17 protein-coding genes and 1 pseudogene are annotated in these 22,998 nt (G+C 56.8%); 6 read left to right on the top strand and 12 right to left on the bottom strand.

The window, feature by feature from the left end; all coding sequences use genetic code 11:
• The 4 genes from WD071_RS17585 to hldE form a co-directional block, all read right to left on the bottom strand.
• The coding region (locus tag WD071_RS17585) for a hypothetical protein (protein ID WP_368049714.1) at positions 1-190 on the bottom strand (190 nt) is incomplete at its 3' end.
• Positions 191-330: 140 nt separating this feature from the next.
• The gene (locus tag WD071_RS17580) at positions 331-1,260 is read right to left on the bottom strand and encodes an SGNH/GDSL hydrolase family protein (protein ID WP_368049713.1); all 930 of its coding nucleotides are present in this window, start codon (positions 1,258-1,260) and stop codon (positions 331-333) included.
• A gap of 53 nt (positions 1,261-1,313) precedes the next feature.
• Positions 1,314-1,799 carry a cytochrome c gene (locus WD071_RS17575; RefSeq protein WP_368049712.1) on the bottom strand — a complete coding sequence of 162 codons (486 nt, stop codon included), beginning with the start codon at positions 1,797-1,799 and terminating at the stop codon, positions 1,314-1,316.
• Positions 1,800-1,961: 162 nt separating this feature from the next.
• Positions 1,962-3,386, bottom strand: a complete 1,425-nt coding sequence (gene hldE / locus WD071_RS17570) for a bifunctional D-glycero-beta-D-manno-heptose-7-phosphate kinase/D-glycero-beta-D-manno-heptose 1-phosphate adenylyltransferase HldE (protein WP_368049711.1) — start codon at positions 3,384-3,386, stop codon at positions 1,962-1,964.
• 157 nt (positions 3,387-3,543) lie between these two features.
• Here hldE and lpxL point away from each other — a divergent pair, with 157 nt between their 5' ends.
• The gene (gene lpxL, locus WD071_RS17565) at positions 3,544-4,509 is read left to right on the top strand and encodes an LpxL/LpxP family Kdo(2)-lipid IV(A) lauroyl/palmitoleoyl acyltransferase (RefSeq protein WP_368049710.1); all 966 of its coding nucleotides are present in this window, start codon (positions 3,544-3,546) and stop codon (positions 4,507-4,509) included.
• A complete protein-coding gene (locus tag WD071_RS17560; RefSeq protein WP_368049709.1) occupies positions 4,509-6,032 on the top strand; it encodes a hypothetical protein in 1,524 nt (507 codons plus the stop codon). The genes lpxL and WD071_RS17560 overlap by 1 nt, the downstream gene beginning before the upstream one ends.
• Before the next feature lie 18 nt (positions 6,033-6,050).
• Here the strand turns inward: WD071_RS17560 and WD071_RS17555 are convergent, their stop codons facing one another.
• The 7 genes and pseudogenes from WD071_RS17555 to glnE form a co-directional block, all read right to left on the bottom strand.
• Positions 6,051-7,790, bottom strand: a complete 1,740-nt coding sequence (locus tag WD071_RS17555; protein WP_368049708.1) for a carbamoyltransferase — start codon at positions 7,788-7,790, stop codon at positions 6,051-6,053.
• A gap of 74 nt (positions 7,791-7,864) precedes the next feature.
• A complete protein-coding gene (locus WD071_RS17550; protein WP_368049719.1) occupies positions 7,865-8,419 on the bottom strand; it encodes a lipopolysaccharide kinase InaA family protein in 555 nt (184 codons plus the stop codon).
• Positions 8,420-8,683: 264 nt separating this feature from the next.
• Positions 8,684-9,481 (bottom strand): annotated as a pseudogene (gene rfaP / locus WD071_RS17545) (lipopolysaccharide core heptose(I) kinase RfaP); the annotation flags it as partial.
• The gene (locus WD071_RS17540; RefSeq protein ID WP_368049707.1) at positions 9,462-10,628 is read right to left on the bottom strand and encodes a glycosyltransferase family 4 protein; all 1,167 of its coding nucleotides are present in this window, start codon (positions 10,626-10,628) and stop codon (positions 9,462-9,464) included. The pseudogene rfaP and the gene WD071_RS17540, both read right to left, overlap by 20 nt.
• On the bottom strand, positions 10,625-11,719 hold the full coding sequence (gene waaC / locus WD071_RS17535) for a lipopolysaccharide heptosyltransferase I (RefSeq protein ID WP_368049706.1): 1,095 nt from the start codon (positions 11,717-11,719) through the stop codon (positions 10,625-10,627). Before waaC ends, WD071_RS17540 begins: the two co-directional genes overlap by 4 nt.
• 22 nt (positions 11,720-11,741) lie before the next feature.
• The gene (gene waaF, locus WD071_RS17530) at positions 11,742-12,845 is read right to left on the bottom strand and encodes a lipopolysaccharide heptosyltransferase II (protein WP_368049705.1); all 1,104 of its coding nucleotides are present in this window, start codon (positions 12,843-12,845) and stop codon (positions 11,742-11,744) included.
• The gene (gene glnE / locus WD071_RS17525) at positions 12,835-15,822 is read right to left on the bottom strand and encodes a bifunctional [glutamate--ammonia ligase]-adenylyl-L-tyrosine phosphorylase/[glutamate--ammonia-ligase] adenylyltransferase (RefSeq protein ID WP_368049704.1); all 2,988 of its coding nucleotides are present in this window, start codon (positions 15,820-15,822) and stop codon (positions 12,835-12,837) included. Before glnE ends, waaF begins: the two co-directional genes overlap by 11 nt.
• A 131-nt stretch (positions 15,823-15,953) precedes the next feature.
• Between glnE and WD071_RS17520 the strand changes: the two genes are divergently transcribed.
• From WD071_RS17520 to WD071_RS17505, 4 genes are all read left to right on the top strand, one after another.
• Positions 15,954-17,915 carry an ATP-binding cassette domain-containing protein gene (locus tag WD071_RS17520; protein WP_368049702.1) on the top strand — a complete coding sequence of 654 codons (1,962 nt, stop codon included), beginning with the start codon at positions 15,954-15,956 and terminating at the stop codon, positions 17,913-17,915.
• A gap of 80 nt (positions 17,916-17,995) precedes the next feature.
• Positions 17,996-18,913 carry a DUF1295 domain-containing protein gene (locus tag WD071_RS17515; RefSeq protein ID WP_368049701.1) on the top strand — a complete coding sequence of 306 codons (918 nt, stop codon included), beginning with the start codon at positions 17,996-17,998 and terminating at the stop codon, positions 18,911-18,913.
• Between the two features lie 105 nt (positions 18,914-19,018).
• Entirely contained in the window at positions 19,019-20,542 is a 1,524-nt protein-coding gene (locus tag WD071_RS17510; protein ID WP_368049700.1) for an SLC13 family permease, read from the top strand.
• A 2-nt stretch (positions 20,543-20,544) separates the two neighbouring features.
• Entirely contained in the window at positions 20,545-21,618 is a 1,074-nt protein-coding gene (locus WD071_RS17505) for a diguanylate cyclase (protein WP_368049699.1), read from the top strand.
• Between the two features lie 49 nt (positions 21,619-21,667).
• On the opposite strand, the gene WD071_RS17500 is transcribed toward WD071_RS17505, so the two are convergent.
• Complete coding sequence (locus WD071_RS17500; protein WP_368049698.1) at positions 21,668-22,864, bottom strand: hypothetical protein; 1,197 nt, start codon at positions 22,862-22,864, stop codon at positions 21,668-21,670.
• Positions 22,865-22,998 lie beyond the last annotated feature (134 nt).

The raw sequence follows: 22,998 nt of genomic DNA, 5'->3' as shown, positions 1-22,998 counted from the left end.
CGCGCAGGAAGCTGATGCGGCTGCCATCGGGTGAGAACTGCACATCGCGGGCAGTCGGGCCGGTCAGATCTGGCGAGCCGTAAAGTCGCTCGATGGTCAGTTGTTCACCGGATCCGTCCGTCATCGGTGTTGCTGCCCGCTCGCAGGCGACAAGAATGAAGGGCAAAACAATAATCAACGCGCCACGCATGAAAACCTCAGTGTATCAGTGTGTTAGATGGGGACAACGATAGCCCTGACATCACCAGAGCAGGGGTGTTGCCCGGTGTTCTTGCGTAACTTAGCGTCAAAGTTGCCAGCCTGAAATGTTCAGTTTTCAACCCCTGTTTTTTACCGTCCGGCAACACACCGTTCAGGATTCACCGCCTGCGACAACTCCAACGGATCCGCCATCACCTTGCCTTCGCTGTGCAGTTGCTCGAATGCCGCCTGCTGCAACATCCTCACTTCATTGCGGGCCATGCCCAGTTCGTAGCCCGAGCATTCATTCTCGCCGAGTGAGCGCGGATCGCGTCCGGTGAGGTTGCCGAACACCACCAGCGCTTCCAGGTAGTAGCCGTAGGTGCTGGCATGGTAGTGGTCCCAGGTCCACAGGTTGATCTTGTCCGTCTCAATGCCGTCATAGGGATTCGGGTCGGCGATGCCCAGCGCCATGGCACGGGTCCAGGCCTCGCCGACAGGATTGACGGCGGCCACGCCTGGTGCGGCTGCGGCCAGATCGTAGCCGGCGCGCACATCCAATGCCATCTGCTCGATGGGCTGGCCACTCCATGGGCGCTCCGGTGGGTAGGTCTGGTCAGCGCGGGACCAGGTGGCGGTCAGGTAGACATCAACATCGGGATTCTTGCTGCGCAGGAACTCTGTCATCGCCGCCGTGCTGGCTACCAGTTTGTCAGGATTACCCGGTTCTTCTGCGTCCAGAGTGCTATAACCGTGCATCACCACCTGATCCCACGGCCGGCGGCCAATGACACCGAGCTTGTTTTCCAGATGGAAATCAATATTGCTGCCGCCGCGGGTTTCCAGGTAGACGTCGTAGTCCAGACCCGCCTGGTCAGCGAAAGACTTGAACAGCGCTGGCACGCCACCGATACCTTCGTTGTTCAGGTCGGTCACAGTATCAGCCCGGTAGAAACGGGCGGCGGAGCCATAACCGAAGGTAAAGCTGTTGCCGATAAACAGGACACTGGTGTCCGCCAGGGCATTGAGGGGACTCATCAGTAGCCCCAGTATGGCGACTTTGTGGAGTGTGCGAATCATGGCTAATTGCCTCGTTATTGTTATTCCGGCTTTTTAAACCCCAGAGTCCCGCGTCAATCGTCAACCCGGTATTCGCGATGGCAATTACCGCAGGTGGCGCCGAAGGCGCGGATGGCCGCGATGGTGGTGTTGCGATCACCGCCGGAAGCAACTGCAGCAAAGGTGGTTGCAGCGTCCTGCAGCTCCATGGCTTTTTGTCGGAAATCGTCAGTGTTATCCCAGATCACGGGCAACGCCTCGGTTTCAACGTCAAATTCACGGGTGTCATAGAAACTGAACACATCCGGAATCATCGGTGCCAGGGCCGCGATGCGCAGCGCATTGCGTTCAGCCACCGCGGCGTCGAATTCGGCACCGCGCGCCATTGCGCCGATGGGGGCCATATTAAAACCTAACAATTTGAACACGGCCTGGCGCGTTTCGGTGGCGCCCGTTGCCAGTTCTGCCGGGGTAGGCGGCTCGTCATCCTGTGCATTGGCCGAGACCACAAGGGCAGAGGTCAGCGCCAGGGCGCCCACACTGAGTAATTTCTTTAACATACGGTCTACTCCAATTTTTTATATTTCCGATTAAGTCCGATTTACCTACGCTGAAAGAATATAGAGGAATGCTCTTCGATACCAGTCAGCCTATCAACCAGTCAAACAATCAAACAATCAACCAACCAACCAACCAGCCAGCCAGCCAAGAGGCGCGGGCTCTCAGTTCTGCCGCATTTTTTCCACAATCGCCGAGGTCGAACAGTTGTCGAGAAAGGCCAGCACCCGGACCTCGCCGCCATAACTGCTGACGAATTCACCGCCCACCACGGTGTCAACCGAATAGTCGCCCCCCTTGACCAGCACGTCCGGGCGCAGCAGTTGCAACAGCGTTTCAGGCGTATCCTCGGGGAAGCTCACCACCCAGTCCACCGAGGACAATCCAGCCAGCACAGCCATGCGCCGTTCCACCGGATTAATGGGGCGGCCGCTGCCCTTGAGGCGACGTACCGAATCATCATCATTGATGGCAACAATCAAGCGATCGCCCTGCTTGCGAGCCTCTTCCAGATAACCGACGTGGCCGGCATGAATAATGTCGAAGCAGCCGTTGGTGAACACAATTCTTTCGCCATGGGCGCGGGCATCTTCGACCACGGTTGCCAGTTGCTCTGCCGTCATCACGCCGCGTCCGGTGCCTTCCTGTAACTGAATGGCCCGTCGCAGCTCGGGACCGCTGATCGCGGCCGTCCCCAGCTTGCCAACAACCAGCCCGGCCGCCAGATTTGCCAGCGCCATACCGGTTTCCATGGATTCACCCGCCGCCAGCGTCGCGGCCAGCACCGACACCACGGTGTCGCCCGCGCCGGTGACATCAAACACTTCGCGCGCCTGAGCCGGCAGATGCAACACGGGTCGGGCCGCCTGCAGCAAGGTCATGCCATGCTCGCCACGGGTAATCAACAGGGCGTCAAGTTCAAGGTCTTCGCGCAAAGCCTGGCCTTTGCTGATCAACTCTTCTTCACTGTGGCAGGGACCGACAACGGCTTCAAATTCACTGAGATTGGGGGTGATGACGGTAGCACCGCGATATTTGCTGAAATCATGGCCCTTGGGGTCTACCACCACCGGGATGGCGCGCTCGCGAGCGGCCTGAATCAGAATCTGGGGCTGGCCCAGCGTGCCTTTGCCATAGTCGGACAGGATCAACACCTGGGATGCGGTCATGGCCTCAATCGCCTGTTGTTGCAGACTGGCAACGTCGGTGTCAGCAAACGGCTCTTCAAAATCAACACGTAACAGCTGTTGGTGCTGGCTGGTGACCCGAAGCTTGGTGATGGTTGGCGCACTGACCGATGCCTGGAAATGACACAACACGCCGGCCGCCGCCAGACGCCTGGCCAACTCGTCGCCAGCTTCGTCCCGGCCGGTAATGCCGGTCAGCGTCGTCGCCGCGCCAAGTGCAGCGATATTGAGCGCCACGTTGGCGGCGCCCCCCGGCCGGTCGTCATTGCTGCTGACCCTGACCACTGGCACCGGGGCTTCAGGCGAAATTCTGGTTGCCTTGCCGTGCCAATAGCGGTCGAGCATGACATCACCCACAACCAGAACGGTTGCCTGCTGAAATGGCGGCATCTCCAGCTTCATTGCTTTCCCCTGAGAAATTCTGCATGACCGGCATCATTGCCTGATTACCCTTATGATATCACCCGCCGAAGGTGCCATAAACCACGGGCACCACGGCTATCACGAGTCTGATACAATGCCATCCTGTCAGACCCGTTGATAACAAACAGGACAATGCGTGGGACGATCAAGACAACAAGACGCAAAACTGAGCGATTTCCTCGGTCCCCGCTACTGGCCCACCTGGCTGGGCTACGGCTTTATCTGGTGTATCGCCCGCCTGCCTTTCGCCTGGCAAATGGCCATCGGCCGTGGTCTGGGCCTGCTCAGCTACAAATTCGCGCGTAGTCGCCGTCATATCTGTGAAGTCAATATTGCCCTGTGTTTTCCCGAGCTTGCCGCCGCAGAGCAGCAAAAACTGGTGCGCGACACCTTCATATCCAACGGCATTGGCGTCATGGAAATCGGCCTGGCCTGGTGTCGGAACCCGGAAGATTTTCGTGACCGCGTCTCCGCCACCGGCCTGGAGAACCTGGTAGCGGCGCAGGCACAGGGGCGCGGCGTGCTGCTTGTCAGTGCACATTTCTCCACCATCGAGTTTGTCGGCTGCCTGATGTCCCTGCTACATCCGTTTGATGTCACCTACCGTTACCACAAGAACCCCCTGTTCGATACACTGATGAAACGGGGCCGGCAGCGATTCTACGGCGCGGTGATTGAGCGCAGGGAAGTCAGGTACGCTCTGCGCAGACTCAAAGAAGGGCATGTGGTGTGGTACGCCGCCGACCAGGACTACGGCGCCAAATACTCAGTGTTTGTCGATTTTTTTGGTACCAAGGCCGCCACCATTACGGCAACGCAAAAATTTGCCAGCTTTAACAATTCACCAGTGATTTTTTTATCCCACTACCGTAACCCGGACAATGCCAGTTACCACCTGTATTTCAGCGAACCGCTGGCGGACTATCCAAGCGGCGACGAACATATCGACGCCCGCCGCATCAATGAACTGATTGAAGAAGCGATCCGCAAGGAGCCGACGCAGTATATCTGGCTGCACCGCCGTTTCAAATCCAGGCCGCCGGGCATGCCCGACCTGTACCAACAAAAGGCTGTCGATTCGTCAAACAACGAGGCACCCTGATGAATAGTCACGCGATACCCGCCATCAGTGGCCTGAACCGGATTCGCTGGCTGACAGTCATCGCCAGCCTGCTACTGTCCGTACTGGCAATCGCGCTGAACGATCAACCCAACCATGATGCCTATCAATACGTGCGGGCCGCAGAGATTGCGCTGGAAAGCGGGATAGCTGACGCCTATGCGCACTACCAGTGGGCCCACTATTCACTGATTCTGGCAGGCATCCATGCCCTGACCGGCCTGGGCATGTTTCAGGCGGCACACTTGCTCAACGCGGCGTTGTTTGCCCTGCTCAGTGTCTGCTTTGTCAATCTGGTTGCCACAGCAACGCCTTCACGTCGTGTGGTCTGGCTCGCCGCGCTGGTCATTCTGCTTTACCCCCACCTCAATGAATTCAGGCCTGTCATTATTCGTGACACCGGTTTCCTGGCCTTCAGTCTGCTGGCCATGCTGCAGTTGCTGCGCTACTGGCTGACGCTGCGGCTGCGTCATGGCATCTTTTTTGTCCTGGCCTGCCTGGTGGCTGCGCTGTTCCGGCCCGAGGCGATTGCTTTCTGGTTGTTGACGCCGCTGGCGCTGTTCTTTAGCCGGGAACACTCACCCGCTGCCCGACGTACAGCCTTTGTGCTGATTACCGGTATTGGTATCATGGGTGCCGTTTTTGTGGTCGCGATATTCGCCGCCCTGGGCCAGATAGAACTGACGCAATTGCTGCGCACGTTTGCCGGTATCTATCAGCCATTCGCCAGCAACATCGCACAACTACTGGGTGACAACACGTATGAGCTGAGCCGGGCAGTGTTTGGCGATTACGCGGCCCAGTTTGTTGACCATTACACCCCGTTCTTTCTGCTCGCCGGCCTGTTGGGCATTCTGCTGGTCTGTATTGTTGACAGCCTGGGTCTGGTGGCGGCACCGTTGCTATGCTACGGCGCACTGAAAGGATTGCACCGGCTTCCGCCGGCAGCCACTGCGGTTTTTACTGCCTGGCTGTTGACAGCCTTTGCCATTCTTATCGGTTTCATTCTGCTGACCCGGTTTACCACCGCGCGTTATGCCCTGTTATTCTGCCTTACCTTGCTTCTGTGGCTGCCATTCATTATCGACCGCATCTGGAGCCGGGCGGCGGCCAACAATCATTTAAGGGGATTTGGTCGACTGATGGGTTTCCTGGCGCTGTTTTCCGCTGTCGATGCACATATTTCATTCGGTGCTTCAAAGGCCCATCTGGATGAAGCGACTGCATGGTTGTTACAGAACACGCGCGCCGAATCAACGCTGGTGACCAATGAAATAGGCGTCGCATACGACAGCAAACGCATCGCTGAATTTGACCTGGTGGAACGCGAAATGGGTCCTGCCATGATACGCAACGCGCCCCCCGGCAGCATCATCGCAGTCACTGTCAGGCGCAGTTTTGCTGAACTGGTCGAAGAACAGCTGGCCAGCGGACAACTGCGGCTGCTGCAGCGCATCCCCGCTGAGCGCGGTGGCGACTTCCTGATTATGGAAAAAGATTTTTAGCAGACGCAGAATAGTTTTTCACCGTTCCGGCGGTTTGGTCACCAGAACATCCTGCATAATCAGATAGTCCAGATCCGAGCCGAAGAACATTTCCAGTGCATCCTCCGGCGAACAGATCATGGCTTCACCGGGTCGGTTAAGCGAGGTGTTCAGCACAATGCCGTGCCCCGTTTGTTTTTCCATTGCCTTCAGCAGGGCATGAAAACGCGGGTTGGCTGCTTTACGGACCACATGGGCACGGGTGGTGCCGTCCTTGTAAACCACCGCCGGAAACATGTCCCGCCACTTGTCTTTCACATCAAAGGTCATGGTCATGAAATCGGCCGGGTGGTCAATTTCCAGCATTTCAGCGGCCACATTTTCCAGCATGCTCGGTGAAAAACAGCGCCAGGCCTCCCGGAACTTCACTTTTTTGTTGATCATCTCAACACTGTCACTGGAGCGAGGATTGCCCAGAATACTGCGATTCCCGAGCGCGCGCGGGCCAAACTCCATTCGTCCCTGAAACCATCCCACCAGGTGCCCCTCGGCCAGAAGCTCAGCAGCCTTTTCGGCAGGGCTCTCGATCACTTCCCATACCGGCTTGTCACGGTGCCCCTGACAGGCGCGTACACAACGATCACTGGTGTATCGTGGGCCCAAAAACGTATGCCGCAGTTTACTGACCGGCACATTGCGTTTCGCTACCGCGTAGGCACCTGCTCCGATCGCAGTGCCTGCGTCACCTGCAGCAGGCTGCACAAACAGTTCCTTGACCCAGGGTAATGCCTGCAAACGCTGATTCAATTTCACATTGAACGCACCGGTGCCGGCAAACACCAGACGGCCATTGTCTTTGATTACATCAGACAGATAGTGCGCGGTCATGCCGGTAGCAATTTCTTCATACAGTCTTTGAATGGAGGCAGCGTAGTGCACGTACGGGTCCTGAAACATGTCACCGGCACGGCGCGGCCCCAGTTTTTCGATGAGCTTGGGGCTGAAATAATGCCCGACGTTGCGATGCTTGTATCGACGCAGCCCAACTGTACCAATCAGTTTTGTATTCATGCGGAAATTTTTGCCACTGAAATCGGCCAGGCAAGAAAGATCGTATTTATCCGGGTCGCCGTGGGTAGCTATTCCCATGACCTTGGCTTCGCCGTCCAGCATATTGAAGCCGAGGTAATCACAGATGGCGGCATACATGCCGCTTAGAGAATCGGGCTCATACAGTTCTTTAATTTTGTGTATCTTGCCGTTTTCGCCGTAACCAAAGAACGTGGTTGCGTATTCGCCTTTCAGGTCGATGCCAAGAATCGCCGTTTTTTCCTTGAAGCCGCTCAGGTGATAGGCACTTGAAGCATGCGCCAGCTGGTGTTCAACCGGTACCAACCGGATTTTGTCCCAGGGTATCGCCAGCTCACTGAGCATGGCGCGGACCTCGCGCACGTAGCGCCGGTACCGGCGATTGCCATTCAGTAGCGCGTCCAGACTGCGCTCGGGCGCGTACCACAAACGGCTGGCATAATGCCATCGCGCGGGACTGAACAATGATATCGGGGCATAGGCGATTGCTACCTGTTCGATTTGTCGCGGCTTCAATTTTGCTGAGCGCAGGCAATAACGAACCGCTTCTACCGGCATCATGCCTTTGGCATGTTTGCTGCGGACAAGCCGCTCTTCTTCAACGGCAGCGATAAGTTCACCGTCAATAAAAAGAGCGGCAGCGGCATCGTAGCCAAGTGCGCCGGAGAGCCCGAGTGTAATTAATGACATTTGTTTTCCTGACCTTTCTATCTTGACCTTGCTATCCTGACCCTTCTATCCCGACTCATCAATCCTGACTGCGATCAAGATTCGGTCGCCTCAATCTCGGCTACCGTATTGCGCAACACGGACAACACATCCGGGCGGTCGCGCCAATTGGCCAGCCAGCGTTCGAGATCCCGTTTGAAATATCTGTTGAACGCCCACTTGTACGATAATTCACGCATGGCATCCAGGTCCAGCACCACCAGCGCGTCAGGCAAGGCAATAAAATTGGTGGCTTTCATATCACCGTGCACAAAACGATAACGCTTCATGGCCTGCAACAGGGTACTGAACTGAACCAGTGTTTGTTGCCACGGGGCGCTGTTTATAGGCTCATCGCCCAGAAATTGCAATACGTCAGGCCCCTTAACCAGTTCCGTTACATAGTAAGCCTGACGTCGCAACGGCCCCCACCGGCGCTCCAGCATCAACACCGGCGCAGGCGTGGCAACACCAAAGGTCTGCAGCATATGTGCGCTGGCCCAGCATCGCCAGGCGCGCGTGGGTCGAAACAGGCGCCGTATGCCATACCAGAAATTGCGTAAATTATAGCGCTTGACCACGTAAGTGGTCCCGTCCAGAGTGATTCTCATGACCGTGGTGGAGTCGCCATCCTTGAGCATTTCTCCCCGGTAAAAAAAGCTGTCCGGATCCCGGATAAAGGCTTCCATCTCGGCGAGCCCCCGCGAGCGCTGATACACGGCAAAGCGTCCCCAGTCCCGGTAACACAGATGTTCCGCGCTGTTCCGGAAAAGCGTTGGTTTCAGTGCCCACCACGTTTGCCTGGCACGAGCTTCGTGCTCGCTGCGACCGGTTTCACCGGCTGTCGGCGCCAGAGGTTTGTCCAGGCCCAGCTTGCGCTGATTGCGCCGCCAGACCTTGTCTGCCTTGTTCTGAATCCGGCTCAGGAAACCCGCATGCGACCGCAAGGCTTCTCGCAGTGACTGCCCGGTGTATACACGCAGAAAACGAAGCAGATCGGTTTGTGTCAGTCCGATATCCAGACTGGAAAAATAGAGCCCGGCGATGTCTTTTTCGATCCAGCGTCGGCTGAGATTGTCCTTGATCATCGCGCGGTGCAGATCAATAACTGACAACTGCGGTTCGTCAATCTGATCGGGATCGCGACCGGGCGGACAATGCAACAGGAAATGACACAGATAGAAATCCCGGTGGCAAACACCGTTCTGATGCATGCGACGACTGATTTCAGCGACCCGCTTGATTAGCCGGATCTTGAATCCGAAGTCGGGCCTGCGCTGCGGCCAGGTCGCACACAAGGTTTCCAGGCTGACCGTGTCGGTCAGCTCATCGGTGACCAGAAACGACTCGCGCTGCGCAGGGTTCAGTCCGCGTTCGCCGAAGCCGGCAACGCGCATGGTGGGCACACCCAGTTCTGTCAGCCGCTTGATTGCGCGCCATTCCTGCCGCGCGCTGACAATCGGCAACCGACCACTGATCAGATTTTTCAGGATCTCCGGCCAACCCGCACCATGATGTATTTTAATGAAATAGGGTTTATCCCCGGCTACGAAACGCAGCGTACGGCGTGTCTTCACCTCTCTGAAAATTTCACCTTGCAGTTGTTCCGCTGCCTCAAACGGATCGCGACCCGCCCACAGGTCAGCGATATCTTCACGCAGGTGCACTGCCATATGCGCCTCCGTGTGTGGCATTGGCTTTATCCTGCAACACCTGTTCAATGATGCCCAGCGCACTGTCAGCCAGACCAAACAGATCAACGTTGTTGGCGTAGGCCAGACCATTGCGCTGCCAACGGGGCCGATCGGATGAGATCAGCATTTCATGCAACCGTGCATTCAGGTCCTTTTGCACAAAGGGTGATGGGCAGACCTGTCCGGCGCCGGCATCGGTGACGTGAAAGGCATAACCACAGGTGTCTGTGGTCAACACCGGCAGACCATTTATCACGGCCTCCAGCAGGGTGTATCCGGCGCTTTCACTCAGAGCCGGATGCAGCAGCAGATCACAGCCCTGCAGGAACCGGGGCACATCATCGCGCCCGCCTGTGAAATGGCACTGTTTGTGAATACCCAGGTGGCGAGCGAGACGTTTATACTTCGCCGGTCTGTCCTGGCCAACAATAAAGAAACGGGTCTTTCTGCGCAATGCTGGTGGCAAAGACGCCAACGCTATCAGCGAGCGATCCAGGCCTTTGATGCGAAAACCCGACCCGATCTGCAGCACAGCATGATCGTCGTCCTGAATAGCAAACTGTTGTCGGAATTGCCGCCGCATATCCAGAGCATCCGTGCCCGGCAGGCGGTCTTTATCCAGGCCCGGTGGCAATCGGTGTAAACGACTTTCGCAACCAGGATAGTGATGCAGAAAATCCCTTTCCTGCTTAGGTGACAGCAACATGACCGTGGTATTGCTGTCGACACCGAATACAGCCTGCTCATTGCGCATGAAATGCCGGTAGCGTGGCAGTATTGCGCTGACAAAACGATGCTCACGGCGCATTCGTTCGGCAAAACACGGGTCTGCAGCAAAATACACATCCAGTCCCGGCATCTTGCTGAAACCGACCACGGCGTCTACCGGATTCTGTTTCAAAGCAACGCCTACCCACTCCGAATAGCGCTGATACATGACATGGCGCGACAGCGCACTGACCGGAACCCTGACCACTGTCACACCCTCGGGAGTTTCACCCTGCCATCCAAGACAATACACTCTGATCTGATAACCCGCCGCCAGACAACGCTGAGCAATACGCATAAAGTCGCGCTGCTGCCCCCCGTAGGGGAAGTACTGGTAAATCAGAAACGCCAGTGTCATTGCGTGACTCCGGGTTCGGGTGTGGTTGCCTGTTCCATCATTCGCTGCAAATGCGCCAGCACCGCCGCGGGTGGCGCCGAACGATAGCAGGCAGGAGTGACGACGAAACTCTCGCCAGAGTCCGTTGTATCGGTGAGCGGTTGCCCCTGATAGTGGCATTGCCTGCGCATACACGGAGAGCAAGGCAGATCGGACTTAAGCTGCAGTTGATGATAACCAAAGGTACCAGATAAAAAAGGATTCGTGGCGCCATATATGGATACCGTGGGGCAGTTCAAGGCAGCCGCAAGGTGGCCCAGGCCGGTATCCACGGCAACCACACCTGCACTGGCAGACAGTTCCCGCGCCAGAGCGCTCAGGGACATTCGTGGCAACACCTGCACACCTGCCAGGCCCTGCGCCAGCCGGAGCGCTCGCTCCTGCTCGTCCGCGCTGCCCCATGGCAACTTCACCTGATATCCCATGTCACTGGCCATTCGCGCCAGTTCACGCCAGTAGACTTCCGGCCAGTGTTTGCTATCCCATGTCGTCCCATGCAAAAACATCAGGTTCGGCCGCTCGTCTGCCGTCTCCGCGTTTAGCCGGGTAGACGGCAGTACGATTCCGTAGTCCAACGCACTGGCATCAAAGGCGTAGCCCAGCGATCGGGCGAACAGTTGACGAACCCTCTGTACGGCATGTTCGGCTTTGGGCACGGCATGTCGTTGATGATAGAAACGGCTGGCCACCGGCTCTTTGATACTGTCCTTGTCCAGGCCCGAAACCGGTCCGCGCGCCTGGCGACTGACAAGAGCACTTTTCAGCAGACCCTGGGCATCAATGATCAGGTCATAACGTGACTGTTTCAGCAATTGACGAAAATGTTGCACTTCGCCGCCGAACAGATTGTGCCACCAGTTTTTTCGCCAGCGCCGGATTGCTACCGGTATGACCCGGTCGACGGCCGGGTGCCACGCTGGTATCTCGGCAAAGGCTTCCTCTACCACCCAGTCGATCCGTATTCCCGGGATGGCGCGAGCCGCATCGCTGACAGCCGGCAGCGTATGGATGACGTCGCCCAGCGACGATGTTTTTACTATCAGTATATGCAAAGCGGCGTGTCCGTATAGAGAATCACAAAATCATGTTGTTGTGCGTGGAATCGGCCAGCAACGGCATGGACAGTCGCTTCAACGCTTCGATCACCCGCGTCGGCGACAACTCGGTCAGGCAGCGTTTATGCCCGTAAGGGCAGTTACGCTGGAAACACGGGCGGCATTCAATGTCCGTGGACAGCAATTCTACCCGATCTGTCAGCGGTGGCGTAAATTCAGCGGAAGTGGAGCCGTACACGGCTACCAACGGGCGATGCAGCGCGGCGGCAATATGCATCAGACCGGAATCATTGCTGACCACAGCACCGGCCACCGACAACAGGTCAATCGCCTGCGCCAGTGATGTACGACCGGCAAGATTGTGACAATGCTCGCGATCCGCAGCAGCTACCTGCGCGACAATCGCATCCGTTACCGGGCGATCTTTACCGGAGCCAAACAACCAGACCTGACCGCCCGCGTTCAGGTGCGCGCTGGCCACGGCGGCATAGTGTTCCGCCGGCCATTGCTTGGCGTCACCAAATTCGGCGCCGGGGCACAGCGCCAGAATCGCCGGTGACTTTGTCAGCATGAATTCCGCCATCGCAGCATTGACCTGTGCCGGTTCCGCTTGCAGTTGCGGCACTGGCAGAGGGTCGGGCAAAGCCTGCGGCAAGTCGGCGCCTGCCGGCAAGGCGAGGGCCAGGAAACGCTGTACCATCAGCGGCAGTTGCTCCGGGTCAAGTACCCGACAGTCATTCAGAATCCATCCTCGCTTTTCCCCGCGCCAGCCCGTGCGCACTGGAATACCGGCGAACCAGGGCACCAGCGCCGACTTGAATGAGTTGGGTAGCAGAATAGCCTGATCGTATTGACCGGACCGCAGTTCGCGTCCGAGCTCAAAACGGCGACGCAGGCCCAGCTCGCCATGAGCAAACGGCAGATCAATTGCCCGTGCTACCTCAGGCATACGATCCAGCAGCGGACGGCTCCACGAGGGCGCCAATACATCAATTTCCACGCCGGGAGTTGCCGACTTCAGGGCCATGAAAAGCGATTGGGCCATGACCATGTCGCCTACCCAGGATGGCCCGACCACAAGAATGCGGCGTGGTGCGGAGGGTCGATTGCGCCTATTGTTCATAGCTTGCAAATACCTTTTGCCACAATTGCGCGACATCCGCGCGGACAGACTCCAGCGGCGTCAATGCCTCTTCGATGGCCTTGTCGTTGGCCCGGGAATCGGGCCCTGACTCGGTGTATTGCAACGCAAATTCGTGCAGCGTTGCCCGCAGCGCCAGATACGCGCGGGTCAGCCTGTCGATCTCCGCCTCTGTCAGTACACCACAACCGGCTGCGGCCTCCAGAATACGAACATTATCGGAGTAAGTCAGCAAGGACTTGCACTGTGCCGACTGCGACAGAACAAAAAACTGAACCATAAATTCAATATCAACAATACCACCCTGACCTTGCTTGATGACAAACGGTGGCTGCGAAGCCCCGCGTCCGGCTTTCCGTGTCAGCTCTTCGCGCATGCGTTGCCGCATCTTGAGGACATCGGACGCCAATGCTGAGATATCTCTGTCCTGAGCGAGTATCCGCGCCCGCAGTGATTCGTACTCGGCGATCATCGCCGCAGAACCGGCAACCGCTCGCGAGCGCACCAGAGCCTGCTGCTCCCAGGTCCACGCCTCCTTGCGCTGGTATTGCTCAAACGCAGACAGAGTACTGACCAACAGACCGGACTCACCGGACGGCCGCAGCCGCATATCAACTTCGTACAGTTTCCCGGACATGGTATGCGTACCCAGCATGGTAATCACCCGCTGTGCCATGCGCGTGTAGAATTCGCGACTGTTGATGCTTTTCTGCCCTTCAGCCGCCACTGTATCTTCGTCCAGCGTCCCGTCATGCAGGAAGACAAGATCCAGGTCTGAAATGTAACTCAGCTCAATACCACCCAGCTTGCCATAGGCAACCGCCACAAAATCCATGGCCCCGTGGTCACCATTTTGGTTGACGGGATAGCCATGTTTGCGAACCAGATGCTGCCAGCACAATGCCAGTACCTGCTCCAGAATAACCTCGGCGGTGAAGGTCAGATAATCACTGACTTTCATCACTGTCATGGCACCCGTGATCTGTGCCGCAGCCACCTGCAGGGTGTGTGACAATTTAAAATAACGCAGATATTCCATCTGCTCTTCAAAGCTGTCTTCGCCCAGGCGCAGCAATCCCTGTGCGAGCTCTGCCTGTAACTCGGATTTTTCCGGTGGCTTTTCCATCACCGTCAGCAATTCGTCCAGCAGCACCGGGTGTTTGCTGAGGAATTCGGCCACAAACGGACTGGCAGTACACAGGCGCACAAACTGTCTCATGGCGCCGGGATTCTCGGACAGTAACACGATGTACGCAGTTCTTCGCGCAACCGCTTCAACCATCTTCATGACCCGGGGGAAACCCAGGCTGGGCGTCTTTTCTGTCGCCAGCGTCGCCAGCAGCAACGGCATAAAGCGTGAGAAACGGACACGGCTTTCTGCCGGCAACGTCTGGAACACCCGTTCCTTTCTGAAATCCAAAAGCTGCTGCCAGGTCTGTTCCGGGGCTTCATAACCAAGATCTGCCAACTGCCTGACCGCAGCCTTTTCGCTCAGCTCCTGTTGCCACAGTGCCTGCAATTCGTCATCGTTGACATCATGGCGGCTGGCGTCATCATCTGCCTCGTCACTGTGAATGACATCAGTAAAATGTTGACGCACAATTTCCCGATGCTGTTCCAGTACCGACACCAGTGTCGCCCAGTCAGCGTTCTTCACATCAGGCACCGCCATGGCCAGTGCCACGCGCAACTGCTCCTGCTCACAGGTGGGCAAGGACTGGGTCTGTTTGTTGGCGAAACCCTGCAGCTTATGTTCAAGGTCGCGCAAAAAACTGTAGGAGTTGCGCAAGGCGTGCACCGTTTCAGCGGGCAGATACTCCCCTTCCTGCAGTACATCCATGGCATCATACAGCGACGTCTGTTGCAGGCGTTTGTCGCGCCCTCCGTGCACCATCTGCAGGGCCTGCACGACGAACTCCACTTCACGAATGCCACCGGCACCCAGCTTGATATCCTGGCTCATGCCTTTTTTGCGTACCTGTTTATTGATCTGCTGCTTCATGCTGCGCAGCGACTCGAAGGCCGAGAAGTCCAGATAACGCCGGTAGCTGAACGGGCGCAGCCGTTGCATCAGCTCAGCGCCTGCTGCCATGTCACCGGCCACCGTTCGCGCCTTGATCATGGCATAACGTTCCCAGTCACGGCCTTGCGACTGATAATAGTTTTCCATGGCATCAAAGCTGCACACCAGCACACCTTCGCTACCGTAAGGGCGCAAGCGCATGTCAACGCGGAACACAAATCCGTCGGCGGTGACAGCATCCAGCGCATCCACCAGTTGCTGCCCAAGGCGCAAAAAGAATTGCTGGCAACTGACGCCTTTATCAGTTTCGCCGGTTTCGGGGTAGGCAAAAATCAGATCAATATCTGAGGACAAATTGAGCTCAGATGCACCCAGCTTGCCCATGCCCAGCACAACCATGCCCATGGCCTTGCCCGAACGCTCACCAACAGGTTCGCCATGGGTTTGCACCGCCCAGCGATGCAGGCAGTTCAACGTAACATCCAGGCAGGCCTCGGCAAGTGCCGACACTTCGGCAGCGGTTTCACGCACCGATGACAATTTGCAGACATCACGCCAGATCAGGCGCAACATCTGACGCTGCTGAAACTGGCGCAACACCGACTTCAATTGTGCTTCATCAGGCTCATCAACCACGTCCGCAATTGCATCTTGCAACTGATGCACATAGTCGTCCCTGATCAGATGCAGCAACTCACCGCTGTCGACCAGTTGCACCAGCAGCCCCGGTTTCTCGATACAAACATTGGCAGCGTAGTCGCTGGCCGCCCATACCAGAGCCATCTGCTCAGCCAGACGCCCCTGTTTTGCCAGTAAACCGGGGAGGCCTGAGGGTGATGCCTGCTCACGCTCCAGCAAACGCTGCCAATAGCGATCAACGATGGGTTTAAGCGCGGCGGGCAAGTGGTCACAATTGAGTACGGTGTGTTCTGGCATTGGTTCCTTGAGCTGGTATCGACGAGGGGTTGCAGGCTCACTGTCATACTGAGCCCGATAAGTTTATACTGCAGCGCCTCAAATACAAGCCGCAGACGCCCGTGCGCGGCGCATTCAGGACTCGCTTTGTTATGCTGCTGTTCCGACTCAACAACCTCTCCCTCGCTTTTGGTGACCAGCCCCTGCTGGATCAGGTCAACCTGACCATTCACAAGGGCGAACGCATCGGTATTCTAGGGCAGAACGGTGCCGGCAAATCCACCTTTATGAAAGTGCTGATGGGCCAGATTGTGCCCGATAGCGGCGAACTGTGGCGCGCCGAGAGCATCAAGGTGGCCTACCTGGACCAGAGCCTGCCGGCGCAGGACGAACAGACTATTTACGACTACATCGCTAACGGCCTGGAAGGCCTGGGCAGCGTGCTGGCCCGTTATCATGCGCTGACCCACGATGAGAATCTGGACTGGGGCGACGAGAAGAACATGCACGAACTGGGATCGTTGCAAAAAAAGATTGAAGAGCGTGATGGCTGGGCATTTGAGCACAAAATCGAAGGCATGCTGGATATCCTGAATCTGCCCGCCGACGCACGCATGAAAACCCTGTCCGGTGGCAGTCGCCGTCGCGCGGCATTGGGCCGGGCCCTGATCAGCGATCCCGATCTGCTGATGCTGGACGAGCCTACCAACCACCTGGACATTCCGACAATCGAATGGCTGGAAAAGGCAATCAAGGATTTTCGCGGCGCAGTGCTGGTAATCACGCACGATAGGCACTTTTTGCAACAGATAAGCAATCGCATCATCGAGCTCGATCGTGGTCATGTGCGTAGCTGGGACTACGGTTACGAGAGTTTCCTGGCGTTTCGCGACCAGCAGCTGGACGCCGAAGACAAAGCCAATGCCGAGTTTGACAAAAAACTGGCCGATGAAGAGCGCTGGATTCGCCAGGGCGTCAAAGCTCGCCGCACGCGCAATGAGGGTCGCGTGCGGGCGTTGGAGAAGATGCGCGAAGAACGCAGCCAGCGCCGCGAACTGACCGGCAAAGCCAAGTTTGGCCTGGAGCAGGGTGCCAGCTCCGGCAAGATTGTGATCGAAGCCAACAATCTGACCCACGGTTATGACAAACCCATTCTGAAGAACTTCTCCACCAAGATTCTGCGTGGCGACCGCGTCGGCTTTATCGGCGCCAATGGCAGCGGCAAAACCACACTGCTGCGCATTCTGCTGGGCGAGATTCAGCCAGACGAGGGCGACATCAAACTGGGCACCAACCTGGAGATCCTGTACTTCGACCAGTTGCGCAACAAGCTTGATCCGGAGGCAACGGTGATCGACAACCTCGCCGAAGGCCGTGAGTTCATCGAAATCAACGGCAAGAACCGGCACGTGATCAGCTACCTGCAGGACTTCCTGTTCCCGCCCAAGCGCACCCGTCAGCCGGTCAAATCGCTGTCCGGTGGAGAGCAGAACCGGTTGATCCTGGCCAAGCTGTTCAGCAAACCGGCCAACCTGATCGTGCTTGACGAACCGACCAACGACCTGGACATGGAAACCCTGGAGCTGCTGGAAGAGTTGCTGCTGGAGTTTACCGGCACCCTGCTGGTAGTGAGCCACGATCGAAAGTTCATCGACAACGTCATCACCAACTGCATCGTGTTTGAGGCCCCTGGCGTGGTCAAGGAATATGTCGGTGGTTACCAGGACTGGCTGAATCAGGGCGGCAAGATGATGTCCTTCGAAGACGCGCCATCCGAAGCCAAGGCCGCCGCCGAAAAGGCGGCAGCGCCTGCGGCGGGCAAAGAGTCAGCGGCGGGTAAAGCGCCTGTGGCTGAAAAAGCGCCCGCGGCGAGCAAAGCGCCAGCGGCGGCAAAAAAGCTATCCCATAAGGAACAGCGGGAACTGGAACAGGTCACCAAAAGTATCGAAAAGACCGAAACCGATATCGCCAACATGACCCGGCAAATGGAAGATCCAGGCTTCTACGACCAGGCACCGGCCGATGTGCAGAAGAAACTGCAACAGCTGTCCGCGCTTCAAGCCGAACTGGACCAGCTGTTTGAACGCTGGGCCGAGCTGGAGGGCGGTGCCTGACGCAAAAAGCGGCATAAGATAGAACTGTTTTGATCGCCAGTCCGTACAAACGGACAGCTTCCCGCTCAGCCGGAGATATCATGACAGAGTCAGATAGCAAAAAGACCAACAGACCGGCCAGCAACGGCAAACTGTTGCTGTTCATTTTAATCGCTGTGGTGTTCGCAACGCTGATCGCGATGGCCGGCAGCCAAAACGGCGCCCGAACCGACGTCGCAGGCATAGATATCCCCGTGTTCGCTCTGTGCGCCATCATTGCCTTTGGCCTGAACTGGCTGATTTTCCTGCCATCCTACCTGGCGCAGACCGAACACTACTTCGATCTGACCGGCAGCCTGACCTTTGTTACCGTCATCCTCACTGCATTGGCCCTGTCACCCGAACAGGATTGGCGCGCTGCGGTATTGGCGGTACTGGTGTGCATCTGGGCCACCCGGCTGGGCGGTTTCCTGTTCCTGCGCGTACGCAAGGATGGCTCCGACGGCCGCTTTGACACCATCAAACCGCATTTTGTGCGCTTCCTGCTGACCTGGACGCTGCAGGCGGTCTGGGTATTCGTCAGCAGTGCCGCTGCACTGGCAGCCATCACCAACACCAATCGCGTTGAGCTGGACACGGTTGCCATCATCGGCCTGGTCATGTGGCTTGCCGGCTTTACCATCGAAGTGATTGCAGACGCCCAGAAACGCGCGTTTCGCGCCAACCCGGCCAACAAAGGACGATTTATCAGCTCGGGCCTGTGGACCTGGACCCGACACCCGAATTACTTCGGTGAGATCCTGTTGTGGATCGGCATTGCGGTTATTGCCCTGCCGGCTCTCAGCGGCTGGCAGTTTGTGGCCTTGATATCACCGCTATTCATCATACTATTGATTACCCGTATCAGTGGCGTGCCCATGCTGGAAGCCCGCGCCGAAAAACGCTGGGGCGATGATCCCGCCTATCAGACTTACAAGCGCAAGACTCCGCGCCTGATCCCCCGGCCACCTGCCGGTTGACAGACATGGTTGTTTTATCCCGAGACGTGACGCTCCATTCCGACTGCGGTATGCTTGCGGGGCCGCCGGGAACAAAAAAGCGCACAAGAAGGATATAACAACAACATGCATACGCAAGACGCTCATGACGAATCCGCTCAGACCTCCTCCTATTCCAGATCCCAGGCTATAGGGCTTGCACTTGGCCCGTTCCTGTTTGCGCTGACCTTGTTGTTTTTTTCCCCGGAAGGATTGAGTTTCGAAGCCCGCGCTGTCCTCGCGACCACGTTGTGGGTGGCTGCCTGGTGGATCACGGAAGCCATTCCGATTCCGGCCACATCACTGTTGCCGATTGTATTGCTGCCGGTGACAGGCGCCCTGGACACCGGCACGGTCACGTCGGCTTACGGTGACGATATTATTTTCCTGTTTCTGGGCGGGTTTTTTATTGCTACCGCCATGGAAAAATGGAACCTGCACAAACGCATTGCCCTGGCCATCATTGCATTTGTCGGCACCAGCACCCAACGTATTCTGCTTGGTTTCATGATCGCCACCGCGTTTCTGTCAATGTGGGTTTCCAATACCGCATCGGTGATGATGATGGTGCCAATGGCGCTGGCGATCACAGCACAGGTGGCCACCTCGCTGAAAGGGAAACCGGAAGCCAGCGACATACCCATCTTCGAAAAGGCTCTGATTTTTGGTGTCGGTTATGCCGGCACCGTCGGTGGCCTGGGCACGCTGATCGGCACGCCACCCAATATCATTCTTGCCGCGCAGGCGCGGCAGCTGTTTGACTTCGACATCACCTTCGCCAGCTGGATGATGATCGGGGTGCCGGTTGTCGTTGTGCTGCTCGCCCTGGCCTGGCTTTACCTGGGCCGTATTGCATTCAGAATGAAAATTAAAGGTCTGCCCGGCGGCAGGGCCGTGATTCAGCAGGAGCGTCATGCCCTGGGTGTTATTTCTTTTGAGGAAAAGGCGGTAGCTGCGGTGTTCTCGTTTGCCGCCTTCATGTGGATCACTCGCGGATTTATCTGGACTGATCTGCTACCACAGATTACCGATGGCATGATTGCGGTGCTCGCGACGGTCATACTTTTTGTGATACCTGCCTCAGCGGAAAAGAACTCCCGTGTACTGGACTGGAAAGATTCGGTCAATATCCCCTGGGGTATTCTGCTGCTGTTTGGTGGCGGCCTGGCAATCGCTGCGGGGTTCCGCGCTACCGGTCTGTCCGAATGGATGGGCACTCAATTGACGGTGCTCGACAGCTTCCATCTGATCATTATTATTGCCAGCGCCACTTTGCTGATTCTCTTCCTGACAGAAATCACTTCCAATACTGCGACCGCTACCATGATCCTGCCGGTGGTTGCTGCGCTGGCGCTGGCACTGGATATTCATCCCTTTGCGCTGATGATCCCCTGCGCAATGGCTGCCAACTGCGCGTTCATGCTGCCCGTGGGCACGCCGCCAAACGCCATCATATTTGCCACCAACAAATTGACCATTCTTGATATGGTGAAAACCGGTTTTGCCATGAACCTGATTGCGTCCTTACTGATTGTTCTTTCAGTTTACTTCCTGGTACCCATCATCTGGGGCCTTGACCTGAGTACGGTACCAGAGGCGTTTCGGCTCTGATCATGACAAAACTGCCCGATATTTCAATGTTCAATCTGCCTGTTGATTTTCTCGATCTTCTGCTGGACGCCGTTTGTGTTGTTGAACCGGACGGCAGGCTGGTTTTTGTCTCGGCAGCCAGCGAACAGGTTTTTGGCTACCGCCCTGATGAAATGGTCGGGCATCTGATTTTTGACTTTGTGCATCCCGACGACCTTGCATACACCCGCGGCACAGCGGAGCATGTGATGAACGCAGGCTCAATTAGTCAGGTTGAAAATCGCTACATACGCAAAGACGGTGCCATTGCTCATATCATGTGGACGGCGCGCTGGTTGCCCGGGGAAAAGCTTCGCGTTGGTGTTGCCCGCGACATAACCCAGCGCCGACGCAATGAGGCGGCGCAGGTCGCACTTTACGCCATATCCGAAGCGTCTCATACCGCAAAGGATCTCAAGAGCCTGCACGCAGAGTTGCATGGCATCGTTAACACACTGGATATCCCTAACTATCATGACCAGGTCAGCCAGAGTGATGCTGACAAAGCACACTGGCAATTGATTGCGACACAGGTTTCCGAAGCGATTTCGCGTCGGGAGATGCTTGATCGCCTCAAATACGTTGCCCAATATGACCCGCTGACCGGTTTGCCCAACCGTGAATTGTTATCCGATCGTATTCGCACCTCGCTGTCGCGGGCCCGACGCCAGCAAACCTCGTTCGCGCTGCTGTTCATCGACCTGAACGGTTTTAAACGGGTGAACGATTCGCTTGGTCATGCGGCGGGTGATCAACTGCTGCAACGTGTTGCCCACCGGTTGAGTCAGTCGGTACGCGAATCCGATACCGCTGCGCGATTGGGTGGTGATGAATTTGTCATTCTGGCAGAGCGCATCAACGAGCGCCGCAGCGCTCAGGATGTTGCCAACAAATTGCACACTGCTTTCAGGAAACCCTTCCTGATCGACGGCGCCGAATTGCTGATCACGCCCAGCATCGGCGTCGCCGTGTTCCCTTTTGACGGCGAAGATGAGTTCACCTTGCTGAAACACGCGGACAATGCCATGTACGTTGCCAAAGGCCTGCGACAGGAATAGCGCCGCGCTGTCTTTGTACGTATTGGCTTTGCACGTATTGGCCTGGCAATTATTGACCTGGCACGTATTGGCGCTGAATCAGGTGCCGCGGATCGGCATCTGACCTGGGTACCAGTTTCTGCGGACGGGCATACTGATTATCTGTACCGTAAACATTACCCTCGGCATCCACTGAAAACGAGTGCATTTCCAGCCAGGCAGTTGGCCCTTCACCCGGCAGCAACCAGGTGTAGACATGATTGCCTGCCAGATCGAACTGCATGATTTTGGGCGGACGAATATCGGTGACCCAGAAATAATCCTCACTGACGATAATATCCAGAGGGAAGTTGGGTCCGGTAACCCGCATTTTCAGCTCGTAGGTCGGGTAGGGATCGTCACTGCCACGGTTGGTCTGTCGAAACACCTGCACATTCATGTTGTTGCGATCCACGACATAAACGTCATGATCCGGCCCCATGGCAATGCCGTGCACACTGGCAAACTGCCCCGGCTCTGACCCGGCACTGCCGAATTCAGACAGGTATTCACCTTCCGGGCTCAGGATCACCACGCGGGTATTCTGCAGGCCATCGGCCACCAGCACTTTACCGTCGGGCAAAAACGCCACATCCTGCGGCAAACCAAAATGAGTTTCGTCGCTGCCCGCCACACCCTTTTCGCCCAGCGTCATCAGCAATTGCTGCCCGTCCTGAGAGAACACGTAGATGACATGGTTGGTTTCATCGACCACCCAGATTCGACGCTCAGGATCATAAGGGCTGACCCGCAAGCGGTGCGGGCCAGGACCATCGGTGCCGGCGAACAGATAGTCCCAGTGGTCCCAGACCTCCAGTACGTCACCTTCACTGTTGATGACGTACATGACGTTCTGCCAGGTGCGCCCCTGACCCTGAATGACATTCCAGCCCATGGAGCCGGGGAAATTGGTGTAGGACGGCGGAATGGGATCGGGCAGTTCGGTTTCGCCACGCTGCAGGACGATGATGCGGTCCTGAGATTCGACGTGAATACCGGAATTACCACCCCAGGAGTAGCCGGGGCTGGCAAAGGGTTCTATCCAGTTGACGGGGATGTCATACGGCATGGGTCCGACCGGCTCAAGGTCCTGAGCTACCGTCCTGGCTGTCTGCGTTGAGAACACCAGCGCCATGCCTATCATGCCTGCCAGAGACGTCAGCCGGACCGTCTTCGCCCGCAAATTTCGCAAGGCTTTTGAGGTCATCAGAACATGCAGCGTTGTCATCGTTAACCACCTTCATTGTTTGTTATTATGGTGTTTTGCCATGAGACTAGCACAGCGCGCCGGGCGATACCTGGTTTTTTAAGTCCGACAAAAAAGCAAACACACCAGTATTGTAAAGCGCTTTAATTGCCTAT

It is taken from the genome of Pseudohongiella sp. (assembly GCF_040877505.1).
In the GTDB taxonomy this organism is placed as follows: Bacteria; Pseudomonadota; Gammaproteobacteria; order Pseudomonadales; family Pseudohongiellaceae; genus Pseudohongiella.
Note: the sequence above shows the minus strand (reverse complement) of the source record. Positions and strands in the feature narration are given on the sequence as shown.

What these genes read in the sequence shown, in the direction of transcription:
- WD071_RS17580 (WP_368049713.1), bottom strand. Translation starts at nt 1,260, where the DNA reads ATGATTCGCACACTCCACAAAGTCGCCATACTGGGGCTACTGATGAGT.
- WD071_RS17575 (WP_368049712.1), bottom strand. Translation starts at nt 1,799, where the DNA reads ATGTTAAAGAAATTACTCAGTGTGGGCGCCCTGGCGCTGACCTCTGCC.
- hldE (WP_368049711.1), bottom strand. Translation starts at nt 3,386, where the DNA reads ATGAAGCTGGAGATGCCGCCATTTCAGCAGGCAACCGTTCTGGTTGTG.
- WD071_RS17560 (WP_368049709.1), top strand. Translation starts at nt 4,509, where the DNA reads ATGAATAGTCACGCGATACCCGCCATCAGTGGCCTGAACCGGATTCGC.
- WD071_RS17555 (WP_368049708.1), bottom strand. Translation starts at nt 7,790, where the DNA reads ATGTCATTAATTACACTCGGGCTCTCCGGCGCACTTGGCTACGATGCC.
- WD071_RS17550 (WP_368049719.1), bottom strand. Translation starts at nt 8,419, where the DNA reads ATGAGAATCACTCTGGACGGGACCACTTACGTGGTCAAGCGCTATAAT.
- WD071_RS17540 (WP_368049707.1), bottom strand. Translation starts at nt 10,628, where the DNA reads ATGACACTGGCGTTTCTGATTTACCAGTACTTCCCCTACGGGGGGCAG.
- waaF (WP_368049705.1), bottom strand. Translation starts at nt 12,845, where the DNA reads ATGAACAATAGGCGCAATCGACCCTCCGCACCACGCCGCATTCTTGTG.
- glnE (WP_368049704.1), bottom strand. Translation starts at nt 15,822, where the DNA reads ATGCCAGAACACACCGTACTCAATTGTGACCACTTGCCCGCCGCGCTT.
- WD071_RS17520 (WP_368049702.1), top strand. Translation starts at nt 15,954, where the DNA reads ATGCTGCTGTTCCGACTCAACAACCTCTCCCTCGCTTTTGGTGACCAG.
- WD071_RS17515 (WP_368049701.1), top strand. Translation starts at nt 17,996, where the DNA reads ATGACAGAGTCAGATAGCAAAAAGACCAACAGACCGGCCAGCAACGGC.
- WD071_RS17510 (WP_368049700.1), top strand. Translation starts at nt 19,019, where the DNA reads ATGCATACGCAAGACGCTCATGACGAATCCGCTCAGACCTCCTCCTAT.
- WD071_RS17505 (WP_368049699.1), top strand. Translation starts at nt 20,545, where the DNA reads ATGACAAAACTGCCCGATATTTCAATGTTCAATCTGCCTGTTGATTTT.
- WD071_RS17500 (WP_368049698.1), bottom strand. Translation starts at nt 22,864, where the DNA reads ATGACAACGCTGCATGTTCTGATGACCTCAAAAGCCTTGCGAAATTTG.